This is a genomic window from Amaricoccus sp. (assembly GCF_017993425.1).
Classification (GTDB): domain Bacteria; phylum Pseudomonadota; class Alphaproteobacteria; order Rhodobacterales; family Rhodobacteraceae; genus Amaricoccus.
The window spans coordinates 1-16,016 of the sequence record NZ_JAGOMQ010000019.1 but is presented as its reverse complement, the minus strand read 5'-3'; the positions used below and the strand labels follow the sequence as shown (position 1 = coordinate 16,016).

Here is a 16,016-nt window from a genome sequence, read left to right as displayed (position 1 = left end):
GGCAGGCTCCTTCGGGTAAGGCGTTCAGGCGTCCGTGTGGTGGAAGACGAGCGCGACGCTGACGACGCCGGCCATGCGCTGCATGGCGTTCATCGCGGCGACGATCTCGTCCTCGTCGCGGGTCTCGAGGGCGACGACGATCTTGCCGGTGGCGGGGTCGCTCAGCGCCACCTCGGCGACCGGAAGCCGGGCGATCCGGGCGGCGACGCCGGCGACGCGGTCGGGGCGGGCGCGGACGACGAGGCTGGAGATATGGCCGACGCTGTCCTCGGGCAGGCCGAGGAGGCTGCGGCGGGAGACGGCGGGGCTGGCGTTCGCTGGCATGTCGGGCGCCCTCAGCCGGTCGGCGGACCGAGGACGAGCTGCGACATCCAGACGGCGAAGCCGTAGCCGCCGACGATCGCGACGCTCAGCACCGGGAACAGGACGACGGCGAGCAGCAGGAAGGCGCGCCGCTCCTCCGATTTGGTGGCTGGCTGGATCGCGGTTGCGTCCCTTGGCATCGCCATCGCCTCGTCGCCCGGAGAGCGCGGTCGCCACACGCCGCCGATGGGCGGCGATCACGACCGCGGCACTGGAGAAGTGTAAGCTCCGGCTAAACCTTCATTCAAGATGAATCTTAACCCGGCGCCAGACGATGCGACTCGACAAGCAGACCGACTACGCGCTCCGCGTCCTGATGCACCTCGCCGCCGGCACAGACCGGCTGAGCGTCATCGACGCCATTGCGGCGCGCTACCGGATCTCGAAGGCGCATGTCGCGCACGTGGTGCGCCTGCTCGGCCGCGCCGGCTTCGTCGAGACGATGCGCGGGCGCCTCGCGCCGGGCGGCGCCTCGATCCGTGTGGGCGACGTGGTGCGCGAGATGGAGAACGACCTCGGCGCGGTCGAGCGCCTGCGGCTGGACGGGGGTCGGTCCTCGACGCGGCGACGGCGGCGTTCCTCGCGGCGCTCGACGATCGGGGACCTCGTGGCGGGAAACGTCCCGCTGAGGCGGGCGCTTGCGTGACTCAGAGGTGGGGGTTGGGCGGCTGATGCGGGCAAGGCGACCACGCAGGAGGTGACCTGCGCGGTCTGCGGGGCTATCCGTTCAGTCGAACGTCCGAGCCGGGGGGCGCGGCGCGTCCGACGCCCCGCCGCCGGCGAGAAATGCATAGGGAGGCCTCGCATGTCGCTCGTCACGGCCAAAGCCGCGCCCGGGGGCGCCGACCCTGCCGCCCTGTTGCGCGGGATGTTCGACGCCGCCGTCGCCGCGGCGCTGCCTGCGGGCATCGTGGCGGCCGCCCTGCCGGAGCGGCCGGGGGGGCGCACGATCGTGCTCGGCGCCGGCAAGGCCTCGGCGGCGATGGCGGCGGCGGTCGAGGCCGCGTGGGAGGGCCCGCTCGAAGGGCTCGTCGTCACCCGCTACGGCCATGCCGTGCCCTGCGACCGGATCGAGATCGTCGAGGCGGCGCATCCCGTTCCCGACGAGGCCGGCCGGGCGGCGGCGGCGCGGATGCTGGAGATCGCCCGGGGCGCGGGGCCTGACGACCTGGTGCTGTGCCTGATCTCGGGGGGCGGCTCGGCGCTGATGGCGTTGCCGGCCGAGGGCATCCCCTTCGCCGACAAGCAGGCGGTGAACGCGGCGCTGCTCCGGAGCGGCGCCGACATCGCCGAGATGAACACCGTCCGCCGGCATCTCTCGGCGGTGAAGGGCGGCCGGCTCGCCGCCGCCGCCCATCCGGCGCGGGTCGTCAGCCTCGTCATCTCCGACGTCCCCGGCGACGACCCGGCCGCCATCGCCTCGGGGCCGACGGTCCCGGACCCCTCGACCTTCGCCGAGGCCAAGGCGATCCTCGCCCGCTACGGGATCGACGCGCCGGCCTCGGTCAAGGCGCGCCTCACTGCCGCCGCCGACGAGACGCCGAAGCCGGGCGACCCGCGTCTGGCGGGCGCGGAGCTGCGCATGATCGCCACCCCGCAGATGTCGCTGGAGGCCGCCGCCGCGGTCGCCCGGGCCGCCGGCGTCACGCCGCTGATCCTCGGCGACGCGCTGGAGGGCGAGGCGGCGGAGGTCGGCACGCTGATGGCCGGGATCGCCCGCAGCGCCGCCGCCCACGGCCATCCGGCCCCCGCGCCCTGCGTGCTGCTGTCGGGCGGCGAGACCACGGTGACGGTGCGCGGCCCGGGCCGGGGCGGGCGCAACGTCGAGTTCCTGCTCGGCCTCGCCGTCGCGCTGAACGGCGCGCCCGGCGTGTGGGCGCTGGCGGGCGACACCGACGGCATCGACGGCGGCGGCCCGGCGGCGGGCGCCCTCGTCACCCCCGACACGCTCGCCCGCGCCCGGGCCCTCGGCCTCGACCCGCGGGCGATGCTGGCGGCGAACGACGCGCATCCGCTGTTCGAGGCGCTCGGCGACGCGGTGGTCACCGGCCCGACCCTGACCAACGTCAACGACTTCCGCGCGATCCTCGTCACGGAGGGAGCCTGAGCCCGCCTCGGGCCCGGCGCGGGGCGGGTCAGTTGTCGTTGACGTCGTGGCGGACGATCTTCGTCTCGCTCTTGCGCACGCCGAAGAGGCGGCGGAGGAGGGCCCAGCCGGCGAGGGAGAGCACGGCGAAGGCGAGGAGCTGGAGCGAGACGGAGCCGGTCACCAGCGCGGCGAGCGGGCCGCCGGCGAGGACCCAGAGCGACATGCCGGCGGCGCCGACGGCGAAGCCGAGGAACACCCAGCCCGGCGCGAGCGCCTCGGCGCCGGCGAGGATCGCGGCGACGACGGCCCAGAACCACCACGTGCCGAGCATCAGCGGCCGCCCTTGAGCATGGCGAAGGCGTCGCGGAAGGCATCGACGGCGTCGGCGGGCAGGAGCACGACGCGGCCGCCCTGCCCCTTGCCCATCTCGGAGAGCGCCTCGACCTGCTTCAGCGCGATCTGGAACTGCGCGGCCTCGAGGCCGTTCGCGGCGATCGCGCCGGCGATGACCCCGGTCGCATAGGCCTCGGCGTCGGCGGTGACGCGGCGGGCCTTGGCCGCCTGCTCCGCGGCGTAGAGGTCGGCGTCGGCGGCGAGCTCCACCGAGCGCTTGCGGCCCTCGGCCTCGGTCACCTGGGCGCGGCGGGCGCGCTCGGCGTTGAGCTGCTGGAGCATGGCGGCGCGGGTGGCGGCGTCGAGGTTGACGTCGAGGATCTCGACCCGCGTCACCTCGATGCCCCAGTCGTCGACGATGTTGGTGAGCGAGTCGCGGATCTTGGCGATCAGCACGGCGCGGTTCGACTGGACCTGGTCGAGCTCCATCTGGCCGATCTCGGCGCGGACGATGCCGGCGACGGTGGTGGCGATGGCGGCGTCGACGTCACGGATGCGGTAGACGGTCTTTTCCGGCTCGATGATGCGGTAGAAGACGCTGGTCTCCACCTGGACGAGGGCGTTGTCCGAGGTGATCGCGTCCTGGCTCGCGGTGGGGAGCTGGCGCTCGAGGATCGAGATCCGGTGCGCCACGCGGTCGAGGAAGGGCACGATGAAGTTGAGCCCCGGCCCGAGCACGGCGCGCAGGCGGCCGAAGCGCTCGACCACGAACTTCTCCGACTGCGGCACGACGCGGACCGCGAGGAAGAGGCAGAGGAGGACGAGCAGCGCCAGCGCGAGCGCCACGGCGTTGCCGCCCAGGAAGTCCTCGATCCGCATCCCTGCCTCCTCCTCGCCGCCGGCGCGCGCCGGCGGATATGCGCAGTATAGGCGCGGCGCGCCGGCCGGCCAACGCCGCGCGCGGCCCGGCGCCGGCGTGGAGGGTGTTCACGCGTGAAAACTATCTAAGCCATTGATTTTGCGTGAGCGGGTTTTTGTGGGGCCGCGGATGCCCACACTGCACGGCGGTGGCGGATGTCGCCCGTTCGCACCTGCCCGGGCTCGTCCGGCAGCGTCGCGGGCGATTGGACAGGAGGACGCCCGGCGCTTGCAGCGTGACGGATATCAGAGGATGAAGTCGTCGGCGGCGAGCGCGCCGGGCGCGCCGATCTGGATCTGCATGTCGGGAACGCGGTCGCCGTCGAGGTCGATGGCGAGGACGCTCGCGCTCTGCCGGATCTCGCCGGCGTGCCCGGTGAAGGCGGCCGCGCCGATGAAGGCGAAGGCGTCGTCGCCGGCGGTGGCGGGGACCGCGTCGATGCGCGAGAGGTCGATGTGGTCGACGCCCGGCTGTAAGTCGGTGATCACCGTGCGGTTGCCCGCGCCGGACGGGCTCTCGGCGGCGGCGTTGAAGACGAAGGTGTCGGCGCCCGCGCCGCCGGTCAGCCGGTCGCCGCCAAGGCCGCCGATCAGGATGTCGGCGCCGGCGGCGCCGTTCAGGCGGTCCGCCCCGTCGTTGCCCCAGAGCCGGTCGGCGCCGGCGCCGCCGTTCAGCACGTCGTCGCCTGCCCCGCCCTGCAGGCGGTCGTCGCCGCCGCCGCCGAAGAGCGTGTCCGCGCCGGCGTCGCCGTAGAGCTTGTCGGAGCCGCCGTCGCCGCGGAGCTCGTCCGCGCCGTCGGAGCCGTAGACCTCGTCGGCGCCGGCGCCGGCGAGGATGCGGTCGGCGAAGAGCGTGCCGAGGACGTAGTCGGCCGCCGTGGTGCCGGAGATGTCGGGGATGGCCGCGTCGGTCGTCTCGCCGAACCAGACGTGGAAGACCCGGCCCTTGTAGATGCCGGCGCCCTCGGAGGTGTCGACGCCGATGCCGATGGCCTTGAGGTCGATCCCGGCCCAGACGCCGGTCTGGGCGATGATGGCGTTGTGCGAGGCGGAGGCCTTCCAGCCCTCGAGCGCGAGGTCGGTGGTGGCGAAGCCCGCCGCGCTGATCTCGTAGCCCGCGGACGTGTAGCCGGAGTTCACCCGCTGCGGCGCCGTCCACATCACCGAGGGGTCGCGGTTGTCGGCGTAGTAGGGGGCGTCGCTCCAGCTGTGCAGGCTGGTTCCCGCGGGCAGCGCGAGGCTGGCGGCCCAGATGTTCTCGCGGGTGTCGGCGACGTGGCGCCCCGCGGTGGTGGTCAGGCCGCGCGACAGCGGGATCGCGGCGAGCCCGAGGCTGGCGCGATAGGCCATGATGGAATGGTAGAGGGACAGCTCCTGAAGCGTCAGGCCGTCCTGCGACGTCGGCTGGGTTACGTCCACGGTCATGGGCGGTGCGTTCTTCAAAGGAATACTGGGTTAATGTTCGCGATACGCCCCTGATCCCCCTGCGGCAATGCCGATGCTTCGTTAAGGTTAACGCGTGAGCGCGTTGCCGGCGGCGATGCTCCGGAGGGTGGCCGGGTCGGCCGGCGGCGCGCCCGATCGCCTCGCCCGGGAACGGGCGGAGCGGCGCGCCTTTCCTTGCCGATGTCGCCTTGCGAGGTCGGACGCGACCAGGGGCATGGCGACAACGCGACGGGGAGCCGTGGCGTTCGGCCTTGCGCGAGGGGCGCCGGTCAGCCGGCGCGGCGGCGGACCGCCTCGCCGAGCGACAGGAAGAGCGGGCGCGACACCGGGTCGGTGGCGGCGCGCCATTCCGGGTGCCACTGCACGGCGATGGCGAAGCCGGGGGCGCCCTCGATGTGGATCGCCTCCGGGGTCTCGTCGGGGGCCCAGCCCTCGATCACCACGCGGTCGCCCTTGTCGCGGATGCCCTGGCCGTGGAGCGAGTTCACCATGACCTCGGTGGCGCCGAGGATGCGGGCGAAGGCGCCGTCCGGGGTCAGGCGCACCGCGTGGCGGTGCTCGAACTTCTCCTCCAGCGTGCCGTTCGGCGGCATGCGGTGGTTCATCCGGCCGGGGATCTCGCGGATCTCCGGGTGGAGGGTGCCGCCGAAGGCGACGTTGAACTCCTGGAAGCCGCGGCAGATGCCGAAGATCGGCACGCCGGAGGCGACGCAGGCGCGGATGAGCGGCAGGGTCACGGCGTCGCGGTCGGGGTCGAAGGCGCCGTGCTTCTCGGTCGGCTCCTCGCCCCAGTGCGAGGGGTGGACGTTCGGCCGGCCGCCGGTGAAGACGAAGCCGTCGCAGGCCTCCATCAGGTCGGCGATGGCGCCGACCCTGGGCAGCGAGGGCACGATGAGCGGGATCGCCCCGGTCAGGTCGGCCACCGCCTCGACATTGGAAACGCCGACGGCCTGCACGGCGTATTCGTCGTTGATGAGGTGGGCGTTCCCGATGATGCCGATGACGGGCTTGGCCATGATCCGCGAGCGTGGAGGCGTGTTCGCCGGTCAGGATACGTCCGCCGCGGCGGGGCGTCGAGACCCCTGCCGCGCCGCAGCAGATCACAAGCCGGCCATTCGCCGCGACGCGGGCGTCGAGGCCGCCCGGGCGGAGCGGGTCGGCGACGCCCCCGCGTCGCGCGGACGGCGCCGTCGTCCTGACCCGGCGGAAGCCGTGGCGACCGGGGCGCGGATCGGCGGCTTTCCGGCGGCCGGGGCGCCTCGGCGGCGCGCCGCTGGCCCGGTCGGCGGGGCAGGATCCCCGCGCGCGAGCGGGTTGACGACTTCCGCCCGCAAGCTATGCGTTGCGGCGCAGCGAGAGGAGCGAGCGAGATGCGCGTCGACGCCGAGGCCCCGACGATCCGGCTCGCGGAGTATCGCCCGCCGGCCTTCCTGGTGGACGAGGTGGAGCTGACCTTCCGGCTCGACCCGGCGGCGACCCGGGTGCGCGCCACGGTGGCGATGCGGCCCAACCCGGCGCGCGCCGGCGAGGGGCCGCAGGACCTGCGGCTCGACGGGCGGAGCCTGCGGCTGGTGGGCGCGGCGATCGACGGGGCGCCGCTGCCGCAGAACGCCGCGGCCATCGACGCGGAGGGGCTGGTGGTCCCGGCGGCGCTGGTGCCGGAGGGGCCGTTCACCTGGAGCTGCGAGACGGAGATCGCGCCGGGCGCGAACACGGCGCTGGAGGGGCTCTACATGTCGAACGGCATGTACTGCACCCAGTGCGAGGCGCAGGGGTTCCGCAAGATCACCTTCTGGCCGGACCGGCCGGACGTGATGACGCGGTTCCGGGTGCGGATCGAGGATCCCGCCGGGACGGCGCCGGCGCTCTTGTCGAACGGCAACCTGATCGCCGCCGGCGACGGCTGGGCGGAGTGGGAGGATCCGTTCCCGAAGCCCTCCTATCTGTTCGCGCTGGTGGCGGGCGATTTGCGGGCGGTGGAGGATCGGTTCGTCACCCGCTCGGGGCGCGAGGTCCTGTTGCAGATCTGGGTGCGGCCGGGGGACGAGCCGCGCTGCGCCTATGCGATGGACGCGCTGAAGCGGTCGATGAGGTGGGACGAGGAGGTATACGGGCGGGAATACGACCTCGACCGGTTCATGATCGTCGCGGTCGACGACTTCAACATGGGGGCGATGGAGAACAAGGGGCTCAACGTCTTCAACTCGCGCTACGTGCTGGCGAGCCCGGAGACGGCGACGGACACGGATTATGCGGCGATCGAGCGGATCATCGCGCACGAGTATTTCCACAACTGGACGGGCAACCGGATCACCTGCCGCGACTGGTTCCAGCTGAGCCTGAAGGAGGGGCTGACGGTCTTTCGGGACCAGCAGTTCGCCGGGGACATGCGCTCGCGGGCGGTGAAGCGGATCGAGGACGTCATCCGGCTGCGGGGCGCGCAGTTCCGCGAGGACGCGGGTCCGCTGGCGCATCCGGTGCGGCCGGAGGAATACGTCGAGATCAACAACTTCTATACGGCGACCGTCTACGAGAAGGGCGCCGAGGTCGTGGGGATGCTGCGCGCCCTGGTCGGGGCGGAGACCTATGCCCGGGCGCTCGACCGCTATTTCGAGCGGCATGACGGGCAGGCGGTCACCATCGAGGACTGGCTGCGCGTCTTCGAGGACGCCTCGGGGCGCGACCTGTCGCAGTTCCTGCGCTGGTATCGGCAGGCGGGCACGCCGCGGCTCTCGGCGACGGAGCGCTGGGAGGACGGGCGCTACACGCTGCGGCTGGCGCAGGCGACGCCGCCGACGCCGGGGCAGGCGGAGAAGCGGCCGGTGCCGATTCCGGTGGCCTACGGGCTGATCGGGGCGGACGGGACGGAGCTGGCGGCGGGGCTGATCGTGCTCGACACGGCCGAGGCGGAGCAGGCCTGGGACCTGCCGGAGCGGCCCACCCCCTCGCTGCTGCGCGGCTTCTCGGCGCCGGTGATCCTCGAGCGGGAGACCACGGCGGCGGAGCGGGCGCGGCTGATCGCCCACGACGCGGACCCGTTCAACCGGTGGGAGGCGGGGCGGGCCTATGCGCTGGCGCTGCTGGCGCGGGCGGCGGCCGAGCCGGGGGCGGCCCCGGACGCGGAGTTCCTCGCCGCCATGGCGCGGCTCGCCGACGACGCCACGCTCGACCCGGCCTACAAGGCGCTGGCGCTGGGGCTGCCGTCGCAGGAGGACGTGATCGCCCATGTCGCGGCCGCGGGCGCGGCGCCGGATCCGCTTGCCGTCCACGCGGCGCGGCGGGGGCTGGAGGCGGCGCTCGGGGCGGCGCTGGGGGAGCGACTCGAGGCGCTCTATGCCGGCAACGCCACGCCGGGGCCGTATTCGCCGGACGCCGCGGCCGCGGGGCGGCGGGCGCTGCGGGCGCGGGCGCTGGGGCTGATCGTGGCGCGCGACGGCGACCCCGGGCCGGCGGCGGCGCAGCTCGAAGCGGCCGACAACATGACCGAGACGATGAGCGCGCTGTCGCTCCTCGTCCTGCACGGGGCGGCGGAGGACGCGCTGGCCGCGTTCGAGGCGCGCTGGCGCGGCGACGGGCTGGTGATCGACAAGTGGTTCACGGCGCAGGCGATGCTGACGCCGCCCGGGCGGGCCGTGGAGGCGGTGACGGCGCTGGCGGCGCGGCCCGACTTCGACTGGCGCAACCCCAACCGGTTCCGCGCGTTGGTCGGCGCCTTCGCCGCCGGGAACCCGGCGGGGTTCCATCGCGCCGACGGCGCCGGCTACCGCTTCTTCGCGGACTGGCTCGCCCGGCTCGACCCGGTCAATCCGCAGACGACGGCGCGGACGGCCGTGGCGTTCGGGACGTGGCGGATGTTCGACGCCGGGCGGCGGGCGGCGATGCGGGGCGAGCTGGAGCGGCTGGCGGCCGTGCCGGGGCTGTCGCGCGACACCGGCGAGATCGTCGCGCGGCTGCTGCGCGAGGAAGGTTGAGCGGAGAGGCCGGTCATGCGACTGTTGCGCATGCGCGCTAGAGACGCCGAGATGCAGGCCATCGTCGACCAGCTGATCGAGGAGCGCGCGCCGTGGCTCCGCAAGGGCGACCTGGCGGCCCGGCTGGCCCGGCCGTTCCTGCATGGGCTGCTGAAATACGACAAGACCATCCGGGTCGGCGAGACGCTGAAGCCGATGCCGGGGCCGGACATCCTCGCCTCGCTCGCCGACATGATCGCGCATCACGTCGAGGTGACGGGGCTGGAACGGTTGCCGGCGTCGGGGCCGGGGATCGTGGTGTCGAACCACCCCACGGGCATCGCCGACGGGGTGGTGCTCTACGGAGCGCTGGCGGCGCGGCGGCCGGATCTGTTCATCTTCGCCAACGCCGACGCGATGCGGGTGCTGCCGCAGCTCGGGGAGGTGCTGGCGCCGGTGGAGTGGCGGCCCGAGAAGCGCACCCACAAGCAGAACCGCGAGACGCTCGCCTATGCCCATGCCGCCTTCGAGCAGGGGCGGCTGGCGGTGATCTTCCCGTCCGGGCGGCTCGCCAAGCGGCGGTGGCTGTCGCTGCACGAGCGGCCGTGGATGGCCTCGGCGGCGATGCTGGCGCGGAAATACAACCTGCCGGTGACGCCGCTGCATATCACGGCCCGCAACTCGGCGATGTTCTACCTGTTCGACCGCATCCACCCGACGCTGCGCGACATCACGCTGTTCCACGAGGTGCTGAACAAGCGCCACCAGCCCTATCGCATCACCATCGGCGAGCCGATCGACCCGGCGACGCTTCCCTCCGGCTCGGCGGAGGCGACGGAGCTCTTGAAGGCGCGGACGCTGGAGCTCGGCGGGGTGAAGCCGCAGACGGTGCTGACGGCGCCGCGCTACTCCAAGCCGACGGGCCGCCTGCGGCCGGCGCGGACGCTGGTGTGAAGCGTCCCATAGTGGGACACGTATCAACCGGTTGATTTTATTGAAATTTCAGGAAGGAGCTGATTGCGGGCTCCTCGCCGCGCCGTGGCGGCGCGGAAGGCGGGGCCTTGCGGCGCCCTTGTGGTCGGCGGGGCGGCGGGCGTAGGGCGGGGGCATGGAGGAGACCGACCCCCGCGCGCGCAAGAGCTACCATCACGGCAACCTGCGCGAGGCGCTGGCGGAGGCCGCGCTGAAGCTCGTCGAGGAGAAGGGGCCGCTCGGCTTCACCATGGCCGAGGCGGCGCGGCTCGCAGGGGTCAGCCCGGCGGCGCCCTATCGCCACTTCCGGGGCCGCGAGGAGCTGATCGAGGAGATTGCGCGGCAGGGCTTCGAGATCTTCGCGGACCGGCTGGAGCGGGTGGTGGACGACCCGCTTCTGTCGGCGCTGACGGCGTTCTCGATGGCGGGGCAGGTCTATATCGACTTCGCCCGCGCCCATCCCGGCCATTATGCGGCGATGTTCGAGAGCGGCATCGGCCTCGCCGGCGACCCGGGCCTCGCCCGCGCGTCGGATCGGGCGATGGCGGTGCTGGTGCGGCTGGCGGAGCGGCTGATGGCGCACCTGCCGGCGGCGCGGCGGCCGCCGGCGCGCATGGTGGCGAACCATGTCTGGGCGCTGAGCCACGGGGTGGTGGAGCTTTTCGCCCGCGGGGCGCCGGGATCGCGGGCGCCGTATTCGGCGGAGGAGATGCTGGAATCGGGGACGGGGATTTACTTGCGTGGGCTGGGGATCGTGCCGCAGTGAGGGGTTGATGCCGGCTCGATGTGGTGCGTTCGCCTGATAAGGCAAAGTTGATTCACGACCTTTGGTGAGAAGTTGATTTTGCGCGCAAATATATTTCGAAATATTTTGAATATAAACGGTGAAAATCATTGCATCGTTATCAGCGCCGCATTTCGCGGCGCCGTGTGACTCACTTTGGGGTTCCGCCGTCGCCGCGCCCACCGCTCCGCGTCGAACCGGGCGACATGCGCATGTCGCCCGGCGGGCGCCGTCGTGGGACGGACCTTGCCGCCGGGGAGAGCCGCAGACGACTGGGAGCACCCTCAAAATTCCCCGAGGCGCCTCTTGACGGAATCGGGAGCGTTGGGCATCTATGTAAATGTGATTTACATTCACATCGAAGGGAGCGCCTGATGCACACCGCCGACGCCGATTGGTCCCAGTCGCCGGGGAGCTGGATGCGGCCGGTCACCTCCGGGCTAGAGCGGTCGCGCGACTGGCTCGACGCCCGTGGCCGACCCGCCTGGCTCGTCGCCATGGTCCTCGGCTTCATCCTGTTCTGGCCGATCGGCCTCGCCATCCTCGCCTTCATGATCTGGAGCAAGCGCATGTCCTGCAACGGCTGGGGCCGTCGCGCCCATAACCGCCACGCCTTCCGCGCCGCCGCGGCGCCGACCGGCAACGCCGCGTTCGACGCCTATCGCGCCGAGACGCTGAAGCGGCTGGAGGAGGAGCGCGAGGCGTTCACCTCGTTCCTCGACCAGCTGCGGCAGGCGAAGGACAAGGCCGAGTTCGACCAGTTCATGGCCTCGCGCCGCGAGACGACGGCGCCCGAGGCCGCCTGACCCGCGCTCCGGCGTCACGACGCGCTCCCTGCGGGGGGCGCGTTTTTTTGTGCCAGGAGGCTCAGCGGCCGAAGGTCATGCCGGCCAGCACCCCGTCGCGCCGCGCGAAGTGGTGACGGAGCGCCGCGGCGACGTGGAGGGCGAGGAGCGCGGCGAGCGCCACGGCCGCGCAGAGGTGGACCGTCCCGGCGGCGCGCTCGACGCCGGCGTCGCCGGGGACCCAGGGATCGGGGAGGGCGAGGAGGCCGAAGACCGTGTTGTCGATCCCGAGCATGTCCTGGATCGGCGAGGCCGAGACAGCGACCCAGCCGGAGACCGGCAGGACGAGCAGCAGGGCATAGAGGCCGGCATGGCTGGCCCGCGCCGCCCGCGCCTCCCAGCGGGGGCCGGGGATCGGCGGCCGGCCGGGGGCGGAGAGCCGCCAGGCGATGCGCGCGAGGACGAGCGCGAGGATCACCGCGCCCCAGCTCTTGTGCAGCTGCGTGAGCGTGAAGCGGGCGGCGAGGTCGGGGGTGAAGGCGGCCATCCGGAGCCCGAGGCCGAGCTGGAAGAAGATGAGCCCGGCCAGCGTCCAGTGCAGCGCGCGCGTCACCCAGCCCCAGCCCGCAGGTCCGTCGCGGGCCGGGATCCGGGTCACTCGGAGCTCATCGCGAGGTGGATGCGCAGGCCGATCTCGGGCGCGACGTCCGGCAGGCCGCCGGTCGAGCCGAACTGGGTGCGGTCGACGCTGCCGGTGATGTCGAAGCCGGCGACGAAGCGGTCGGGATCGTCGGGCGCGGGCCCGTATTGCGTGACGGTCGCCTTGAGCGAGACGGGCCTCGTCACCCCGCGCAGGGTAAGCCTGCCGTCGACGTCGGCGGTGCTCCTGGAGGTGAGCTTCAGCCGGTCGAGCTCGAACACCACGTCCGGCCAGCGCGCGGAGCCGAGGAAGTCGGGGCCCTTGACCACGGCGCTGACCGGGGGAAGGCCGGTCTCGACCGAGCCGGAGGCGACGACGATGCGCGCCCGGGCGGTCTCGGGGCGCTTCTCGTCGAAGTCGATGGTCCCGGAGAGGTCCGGGAAGCGCATCTCGACCGCGCTGCCGCGCCAGGAGACGTCGACCGCGACCCGGGTCTCGGGATCGAGCCGCCAGGGGCTCGCCGCGGCGATGGCGGGAAGCAGGGCGAGGATGAGGGCCGGGAGCAGGCGCATCGGTTTTCCTCCGGGCGGAAGGCTAGCACGGCCCCGGCGGCAAGGCGGGGCCGGAGGACAACGCGCACAAGAAAGTGTCCGTTCCACCGGCCCCCGGAACGGATTGTTGCGTTCGATTGACGGAGGCCGGCGCGGCCCCTACGGTCTGCGCAACCGCACAACCGATTCCGCAACGCAGCAGACGCAAGGGCTGCCAGCACAGGATCCGCCCCGATGAGCGAACCCGCCCGCGCCACGTCCCCGCAGACGGTGGTCCTCGACGCGCTGATGACGCTCGCCGCCGAGGCCGGGCAGGCGGCGGAGGCGCTGCTCGCGCTCGCCCGGGCGCGGGTGGCGGCGCGGGTCTCGGCCGGCGGGCGGGTCTCGATGAAGGCGCTGGAGGCGGACCAGAGCGCGGCCCATGCGCTCGCGTGGATCGCCACCTATGTCGACGCGCTGCGCGAGATGCGGGCCTGGGCGGGGCGGCTGGAGGCGGAGGGGCGGCTCGGCGAGCTGGAGCGGCTGCTGTTGCAGATCGGCTTCGGCGAGTACCTCGCGCAGCTCGCCGGCGGCATTCCGATGTCGCAGGGCGAGATCGCCCGGCCGCGGGACGCGGGGCTGACGGCGGCGGATCTGGCGCCGTTCCATGCCGCGTCGGCGGCGCTGGTCGAGGGCGGCAACACCGACGCGGCGCGGGCGCGGCTCGTCGAGCTGATGCTGGCGCAGGCGGGGGGCGCGACCTTCGGCGCGACCGGGCTCGACACGGATTTCGAGATGATCCGCGACCAGTTCCGCCGCTTCGCCGACGAGAAGGTGGTGCCCCATGCGCATGAGTGGCACCTGAAGGACGAGCTGATCCCGCTCGCGATCCTCGAGGAGATGGGCGAGCTCGGGGTGTTCGGGCTGACGATCCCGGAGGAATACGGCGGCTCGGGCCTGCCGAAGACGGCGATGTGCGTGGTCTCGGAGGAGCTGTCGCGGGGCTATATCGGGGTGGGCTCGCTCGGCACGCGCTCGGAGATCGCCGCGGAGCTGATCCTCGGCGGCGGCACCGAGGCGCAGAAGGCGGAGTGGCTGCCCAAGATCGCCAGCGCCGAGGTGCTGCCGACGGCGGTGTTCACCGAGCCGAACACCGGCTCGGACCTCGGCTCGCTTCGCACCCGCGCGGTGCGCGAGGGCGACGCCTGGGTGGTGACCGGGAACAAGACCTGGATCACCCATGCGGCGCGGGCGGACGTGATGACGCTGCTGGTGCGGACCGATCCGGCGACGAGCGACTATTCCGGCCTGTCGATGCTGATCGCGCCGAAGACCCGGGGGACGGAGGCGGAGGCCTTTCCGACGCCGGGGATGACGGGCGGCGAGATCGAGGTGCTCGGCTATCGCGGCATGAAGGAGTACGAGCTCGGCTTCGACGGGTTCCGGGTGCCGGCGGGGAACCTGCTCGGCGGGGTCGAGGGGCAGGGCTTCAAGCAGCTGATGCAGACCTTCGAGTCGGCGCGGATCCAGACGGCGGCGCGGGCGATCGGGGTGGCGCAGTGCGCGCTGGAGCTGGGGCTGCGCTACGCGCAGGAGCGCAAGCAGTTCGGCAAGCCGCTGATCGCCTTCCCGCGGGTCTACGGCAAGATCGCCATGATGGCGGTGGAGATCATGATCGCGCGGCAGCTCAGTTACTTCGCCGCGCGGGAGAAGGACGAGGGGCGGCGCTGCGACCTCGAGGCGGGGATGGCGAAGCTGCTCGCCGCGCGGATCGCCTGGGCGAACGCGGACAACGCGCTACAGATCCACGGCGGCAACGGCTTTGCGCTGGAGTACCAGATCAGCCGGGTGCTGTGCGACGCGCGGATCCTGTCGATCTTCGAGGGCGCGGCGGAGATCCAGGCACAGGTGATCGCGCGGCGCCTGCTGGAGTCGCGGAATTGAGGCGGGCGCTGGCGCTGGCGCTCGTCGTCGCGGCCTGCGCGCCGATGGCGCCGGACGAGCCCGCGGGCGGGCCGGCGGGGTGGATCCTGCCGGGATCGGAGTGGCGGCTCGTCGAGCTGAACGGCAAGCCCTATCCGGCCCGGCTGACGGCGACGCTGACCGAGGACGGGCGAATCGTCGGGCAGGGCCCGTGCAACCGGTTCACCGCCGGCTACGAGGGACGCTGGCCGGACCTGACCTTCCAGCCGATGGCGACCACCCGGATGGCCTGCCCGGACCTCGAGGCGGAGACCGCGGCCTTCGCCGCGCTGGCGGCGGTCACCCATGGCGACAACGGGCCGGAGGGGCTGATCCTGACCGGTCCCGGGGACGTGCGGCTGCGCTTCGAGCCGGCCGTGTAGGGCGGTCGCCGGCGCAACCGGCGTTGATTTCGCTGGCGTAACCGCCCCCCGGGGCAAGCGCGCGCGGGGCGCGGCCATCGCGCCCTCGCGCGATCAGAGCGCCGGAGGGCGGCGGGCCGGACGGGCGGCGCGCGGCGGAATGGCCTCGCGGGCGTGGGAAACGCGGATATGCCGCGATCATGTGACGGCCGTTGCGCTTGATCCGCGTCGGGCCTGTGCGCACATTGGCGACAGGGAGCGGCAACGGAAAAAGCGTGACCCGGGAGGATCGAAAGCAGGAGCACCGGCTGCGCCGGCAGTTCCGTGCGGTGGGGCGGCTCGCCCCCGGCGCGGACGGGGTGACCGAGTCGCTGCTGCACCGGCGGATGCGGCTGCTCCGCGCGCCCCTCGGGGTGCTGCTCGTGCTCGGCGGGGTGTTCTCGTTCCTGCCGGTGCTCGGGATCTGGATGCTGCCGCTCGGGCTGCTGCTCCTCGCCGTCGACTTCCCCTTCCTGCGCCCGCGCGTCTCCGCCGCGGTGATCCGCAGCCGCCGCCGCGCCAGCCTGTGGCGGCGCTGGCTGTGGAGCCGCAGCAACAGCGGCTAGGCGCCGCCCGCGCCCTGCGCAACGGCCTTGCGTCGGGGCCCGGACGGCCTCGGACGACGCCTGTCGCGAAAGCCTCCGTCCCGGAACGCCGGGCGGTCGAGCACAAGCCGGACCCGCGTTGGCCGGCCGGCGGCTCCCGAAACCCGTCGCCTGATACCATTTCCGGCTGATCAGATCGGGATGGCGCGCTTGGGCCACCAGTGGAAGCCGGTCTGTCCGCGGATGAGGTCTGGATCGTTGGCGAGCTTGACGCATCGGGTGGCGACGACGGCGTCGA

The 16,016-nt window shown here is 72.9% G+C and carries 17 protein-coding genes; 9 read left to right on the top strand and 8 right to left on the bottom strand.

Going from position 1 to position 16,016, the window contains the following annotated elements; translation table 11 throughout:
• Positions 1-24 precede the first annotated feature (24 nt).
• Together KBB57_RS10650 and napE are read right to left on the bottom strand one after the other, a co-directional pair.
• On the bottom strand, positions 25-324 hold the full coding sequence (locus KBB57_RS10650) for a chaperone NapD (RefSeq protein ID WP_290749686.1): 300 nt from the start codon (positions 322-324) through the stop codon (positions 25-27).
• 11 nt (positions 325-335) lie between these two features.
• Complete coding sequence (napE, locus tag KBB57_RS10645) at positions 336-503, bottom strand: periplasmic nitrate reductase, NapE protein (protein ID WP_290749683.1); 168 nt, start codon at positions 501-503, stop codon at positions 336-338.
• A 134-nt stretch (positions 504-637) separates the two neighbouring features.
• Between napE and KBB57_RS10640 the strand changes: the two genes are divergently transcribed.
• Positions 638-1,009 carry an Rrf2 family transcriptional regulator gene (locus KBB57_RS10640; RefSeq protein ID WP_290749680.1) on the top strand — a complete coding sequence of 124 codons (372 nt, stop codon included), beginning with the start codon at positions 638-640 and terminating at the stop codon, positions 1,007-1,009.
• 159 nt (positions 1,010-1,168) lie between these two features.
• Positions 1,169-2,470: a glycerate kinase gene (locus KBB57_RS10635; RefSeq protein ID WP_290749678.1), complete on the top strand. Its 1,302-nt coding sequence runs from the start codon at positions 1,169-1,171 to the stop codon at positions 2,468-2,470.
• A 28-nt stretch (positions 2,471-2,498) separates the two neighbouring features.
• Here KBB57_RS10635 and KBB57_RS10630 read toward each other — a convergent pair whose 3' ends face one another.
• From KBB57_RS10630 to KBB57_RS10615, 4 genes are all read right to left on the bottom strand, one after another.
• A complete protein-coding gene (locus tag KBB57_RS10630; RefSeq protein ID WP_290749676.1) occupies positions 2,499-2,783 on the bottom strand; it encodes a hypothetical protein in 285 nt (94 codons plus the stop codon).
• Complete coding sequence (locus KBB57_RS10625) at positions 2,783-3,664, bottom strand: SPFH domain-containing protein (RefSeq protein ID WP_290749673.1); 882 nt, start codon at positions 3,662-3,664, stop codon at positions 2,783-2,785. The genes KBB57_RS10630 and KBB57_RS10625 overlap by 1 nt, the downstream gene beginning before the upstream one ends.
• A 285-nt stretch (positions 3,665-3,949) precedes the next feature.
• Positions 3,950-5,128: a calcium-binding protein gene (locus tag KBB57_RS10620; RefSeq protein ID WP_290749670.1), complete on the bottom strand. Its 1,179-nt coding sequence runs from the start codon at positions 5,126-5,128 to the stop codon at positions 3,950-3,952.
• A 290-nt stretch (positions 5,129-5,418) separates the two neighbouring features.
• Positions 5,419-6,165: a gamma-glutamyl-gamma-aminobutyrate hydrolase family protein gene (locus KBB57_RS10615; protein WP_290749667.1), complete on the bottom strand. Its 747-nt coding sequence runs from the start codon at positions 6,163-6,165 to the stop codon at positions 5,419-5,421.
• Positions 6,166-6,519: 354 nt separating this feature from the next.
• Here KBB57_RS10615 and pepN point away from each other — a divergent pair, with 354 nt between their 5' ends.
• The 4 genes from pepN (at position 6,520) to KBB57_RS10595 (ending at position 11,661) form a co-directional block, all read left to right on the top strand.
• Complete coding sequence (pepN, locus tag KBB57_RS10610; protein WP_290749664.1) at positions 6,520-9,120, top strand: aminopeptidase N; 2,601 nt, start codon at positions 6,520-6,522, stop codon at positions 9,118-9,120.
• Between the two features lie 15 nt (positions 9,121-9,135).
• On the top strand, positions 9,136-10,053 hold the full coding sequence (locus KBB57_RS10605; RefSeq protein ID WP_290749660.1) for a 1-acyl-sn-glycerol-3-phosphate acyltransferase: 918 nt from the start codon (positions 9,136-9,138) through the stop codon (positions 10,051-10,053).
• A 154-nt stretch (positions 10,054-10,207) separates the two neighbouring features.
• Entirely contained in the window at positions 10,208-10,837 is a 630-nt protein-coding gene (locus KBB57_RS10600; RefSeq protein WP_290749657.1) for a TetR/AcrR family transcriptional regulator, read from the top strand.
• 437 nt (positions 10,838-11,274) lie between these two features.
• Positions 11,275-11,661: a DUF2852 domain-containing protein gene (locus KBB57_RS10595; RefSeq protein ID WP_290749845.1), complete on the top strand. Its 387-nt coding sequence runs from the start codon at positions 11,275-11,277 to the stop codon at positions 11,659-11,661.
• Positions 11,662-11,722: 61 nt separating this feature from the next.
• Here the strand turns inward: KBB57_RS10595 and KBB57_RS10590 are convergent, their stop codons facing one another.
• Positions 11,723-12,298, bottom strand: a complete 576-nt coding sequence (locus tag KBB57_RS10590) for a cytochrome b/b6 domain-containing protein (protein ID WP_290749654.1) — start codon at positions 12,296-12,298, stop codon at positions 11,723-11,725.
• Positions 12,295-12,852 carry a YceI family protein gene (locus KBB57_RS10585; RefSeq protein WP_290749651.1) on the bottom strand — a complete coding sequence of 186 codons (558 nt, stop codon included), beginning with the start codon at positions 12,850-12,852 and terminating at the stop codon, positions 12,295-12,297. The genes KBB57_RS10590 and KBB57_RS10585 overlap by 4 nt, the downstream gene beginning before the upstream one ends.
• A 213-nt stretch (positions 12,853-13,065) precedes the next feature.
• Here KBB57_RS10585 and KBB57_RS10580 point away from each other — a divergent pair, with 213 nt between their 5' ends.
• The 3 genes from KBB57_RS10580 (at position 13,066) to KBB57_RS10570 (ending at position 15,739) form a co-directional block, all read left to right on the top strand.
• Positions 13,066-14,754: an acyl-CoA dehydrogenase family protein gene (locus tag KBB57_RS10580; RefSeq protein WP_290749648.1), complete on the top strand. Its 1,689-nt coding sequence runs from the start codon at positions 13,066-13,068 to the stop codon at positions 14,752-14,754.
• Complete coding sequence (locus KBB57_RS10575; RefSeq protein WP_290749645.1) at positions 14,751-15,155, top strand: META domain-containing protein; 405 nt, start codon at positions 14,751-14,753, stop codon at positions 15,153-15,155. Before KBB57_RS10580 ends, KBB57_RS10575 begins: the two co-directional genes overlap by 4 nt.
• Before the next feature lie 254 nt (positions 15,156-15,409).
• Positions 15,410-15,739, top strand: a complete 330-nt coding sequence (locus KBB57_RS10570) for a tryptophan synthase subunit beta (protein WP_290749642.1) — start codon at positions 15,410-15,412, stop codon at positions 15,737-15,739.
• Positions 15,740-16,016: the final 277 nt, after the last annotated feature.

Excerpts from the sequence above, each read along its gene's own strand:
- KBB57_RS10630 (WP_290749676.1), bottom strand. The coding sequence starts at position 2,783 with ATGCTCGGCACGTGGTGGTTCTGGGCCGTCGTCGCCGCGATCCTCGCC.
- KBB57_RS10585 (WP_290749651.1), bottom strand. The coding sequence starts at position 12,852 with ATGCGCCTGCTCCCGGCCCTCATCCTCGCCCTGCTTCCCGCCATCGCC.
- KBB57_RS10595 (WP_290749845.1), top strand. The coding sequence starts at position 11,275 with ATGCGGCCGGTCACCTCCGGGCTAGAGCGGTCGCGCGACTGGCTCGAC.
- KBB57_RS10625 (WP_290749673.1), bottom strand. The coding sequence starts at position 3,664 with ATGCGGATCGAGGACTTCCTGGGCGGCAACGCCGTGGCGCTCGCGCTG.
- KBB57_RS10650 (WP_290749686.1), bottom strand. The coding sequence starts at position 324 with ATGCCAGCGAACGCCAGCCCCGCCGTCTCCCGCCGCAGCCTCCTCGGC.
- KBB57_RS10615 (WP_290749667.1), bottom strand. The coding sequence starts at position 6,165 with ATGGCCAAGCCCGTCATCGGCATCATCGGGAACGCCCACCTCATCAAC.
- pepN (WP_290749664.1), top strand. The coding sequence starts at position 6,520 with ATGCGCGTCGACGCCGAGGCCCCGACGATCCGGCTCGCGGAGTATCGC.
- KBB57_RS10640 (WP_290749680.1), top strand. The coding sequence starts at position 638 with ATGCGACTCGACAAGCAGACCGACTACGCGCTCCGCGTCCTGATGCAC.
- KBB57_RS10600 (WP_290749657.1), top strand. The coding sequence starts at position 10,208 with ATGGAGGAGACCGACCCCCGCGCGCGCAAGAGCTACCATCACGGCAAC.
- KBB57_RS10620 (WP_290749670.1), bottom strand. The coding sequence starts at position 5,128 with ATGACCGTGGACGTAACCCAGCCGACGTCGCAGGACGGCCTGACGCTT.
- KBB57_RS10635 (WP_290749678.1), top strand. The coding sequence starts at position 1,169 with ATGTCGCTCGTCACGGCCAAAGCCGCGCCCGGGGGCGCCGACCCTGCC.
- KBB57_RS10580 (WP_290749648.1), top strand. The coding sequence starts at position 13,066 with ATGAGCGAACCCGCCCGCGCCACGTCCCCGCAGACGGTGGTCCTCGAC.
- KBB57_RS10605 (WP_290749660.1), top strand. The coding sequence starts at position 9,136 with ATGCGACTGTTGCGCATGCGCGCTAGAGACGCCGAGATGCAGGCCATC.
- napE (WP_290749683.1), bottom strand. The coding sequence starts at position 503 with ATGCCAAGGGACGCAACCGCGATCCAGCCAGCCACCAAATCGGAGGAG.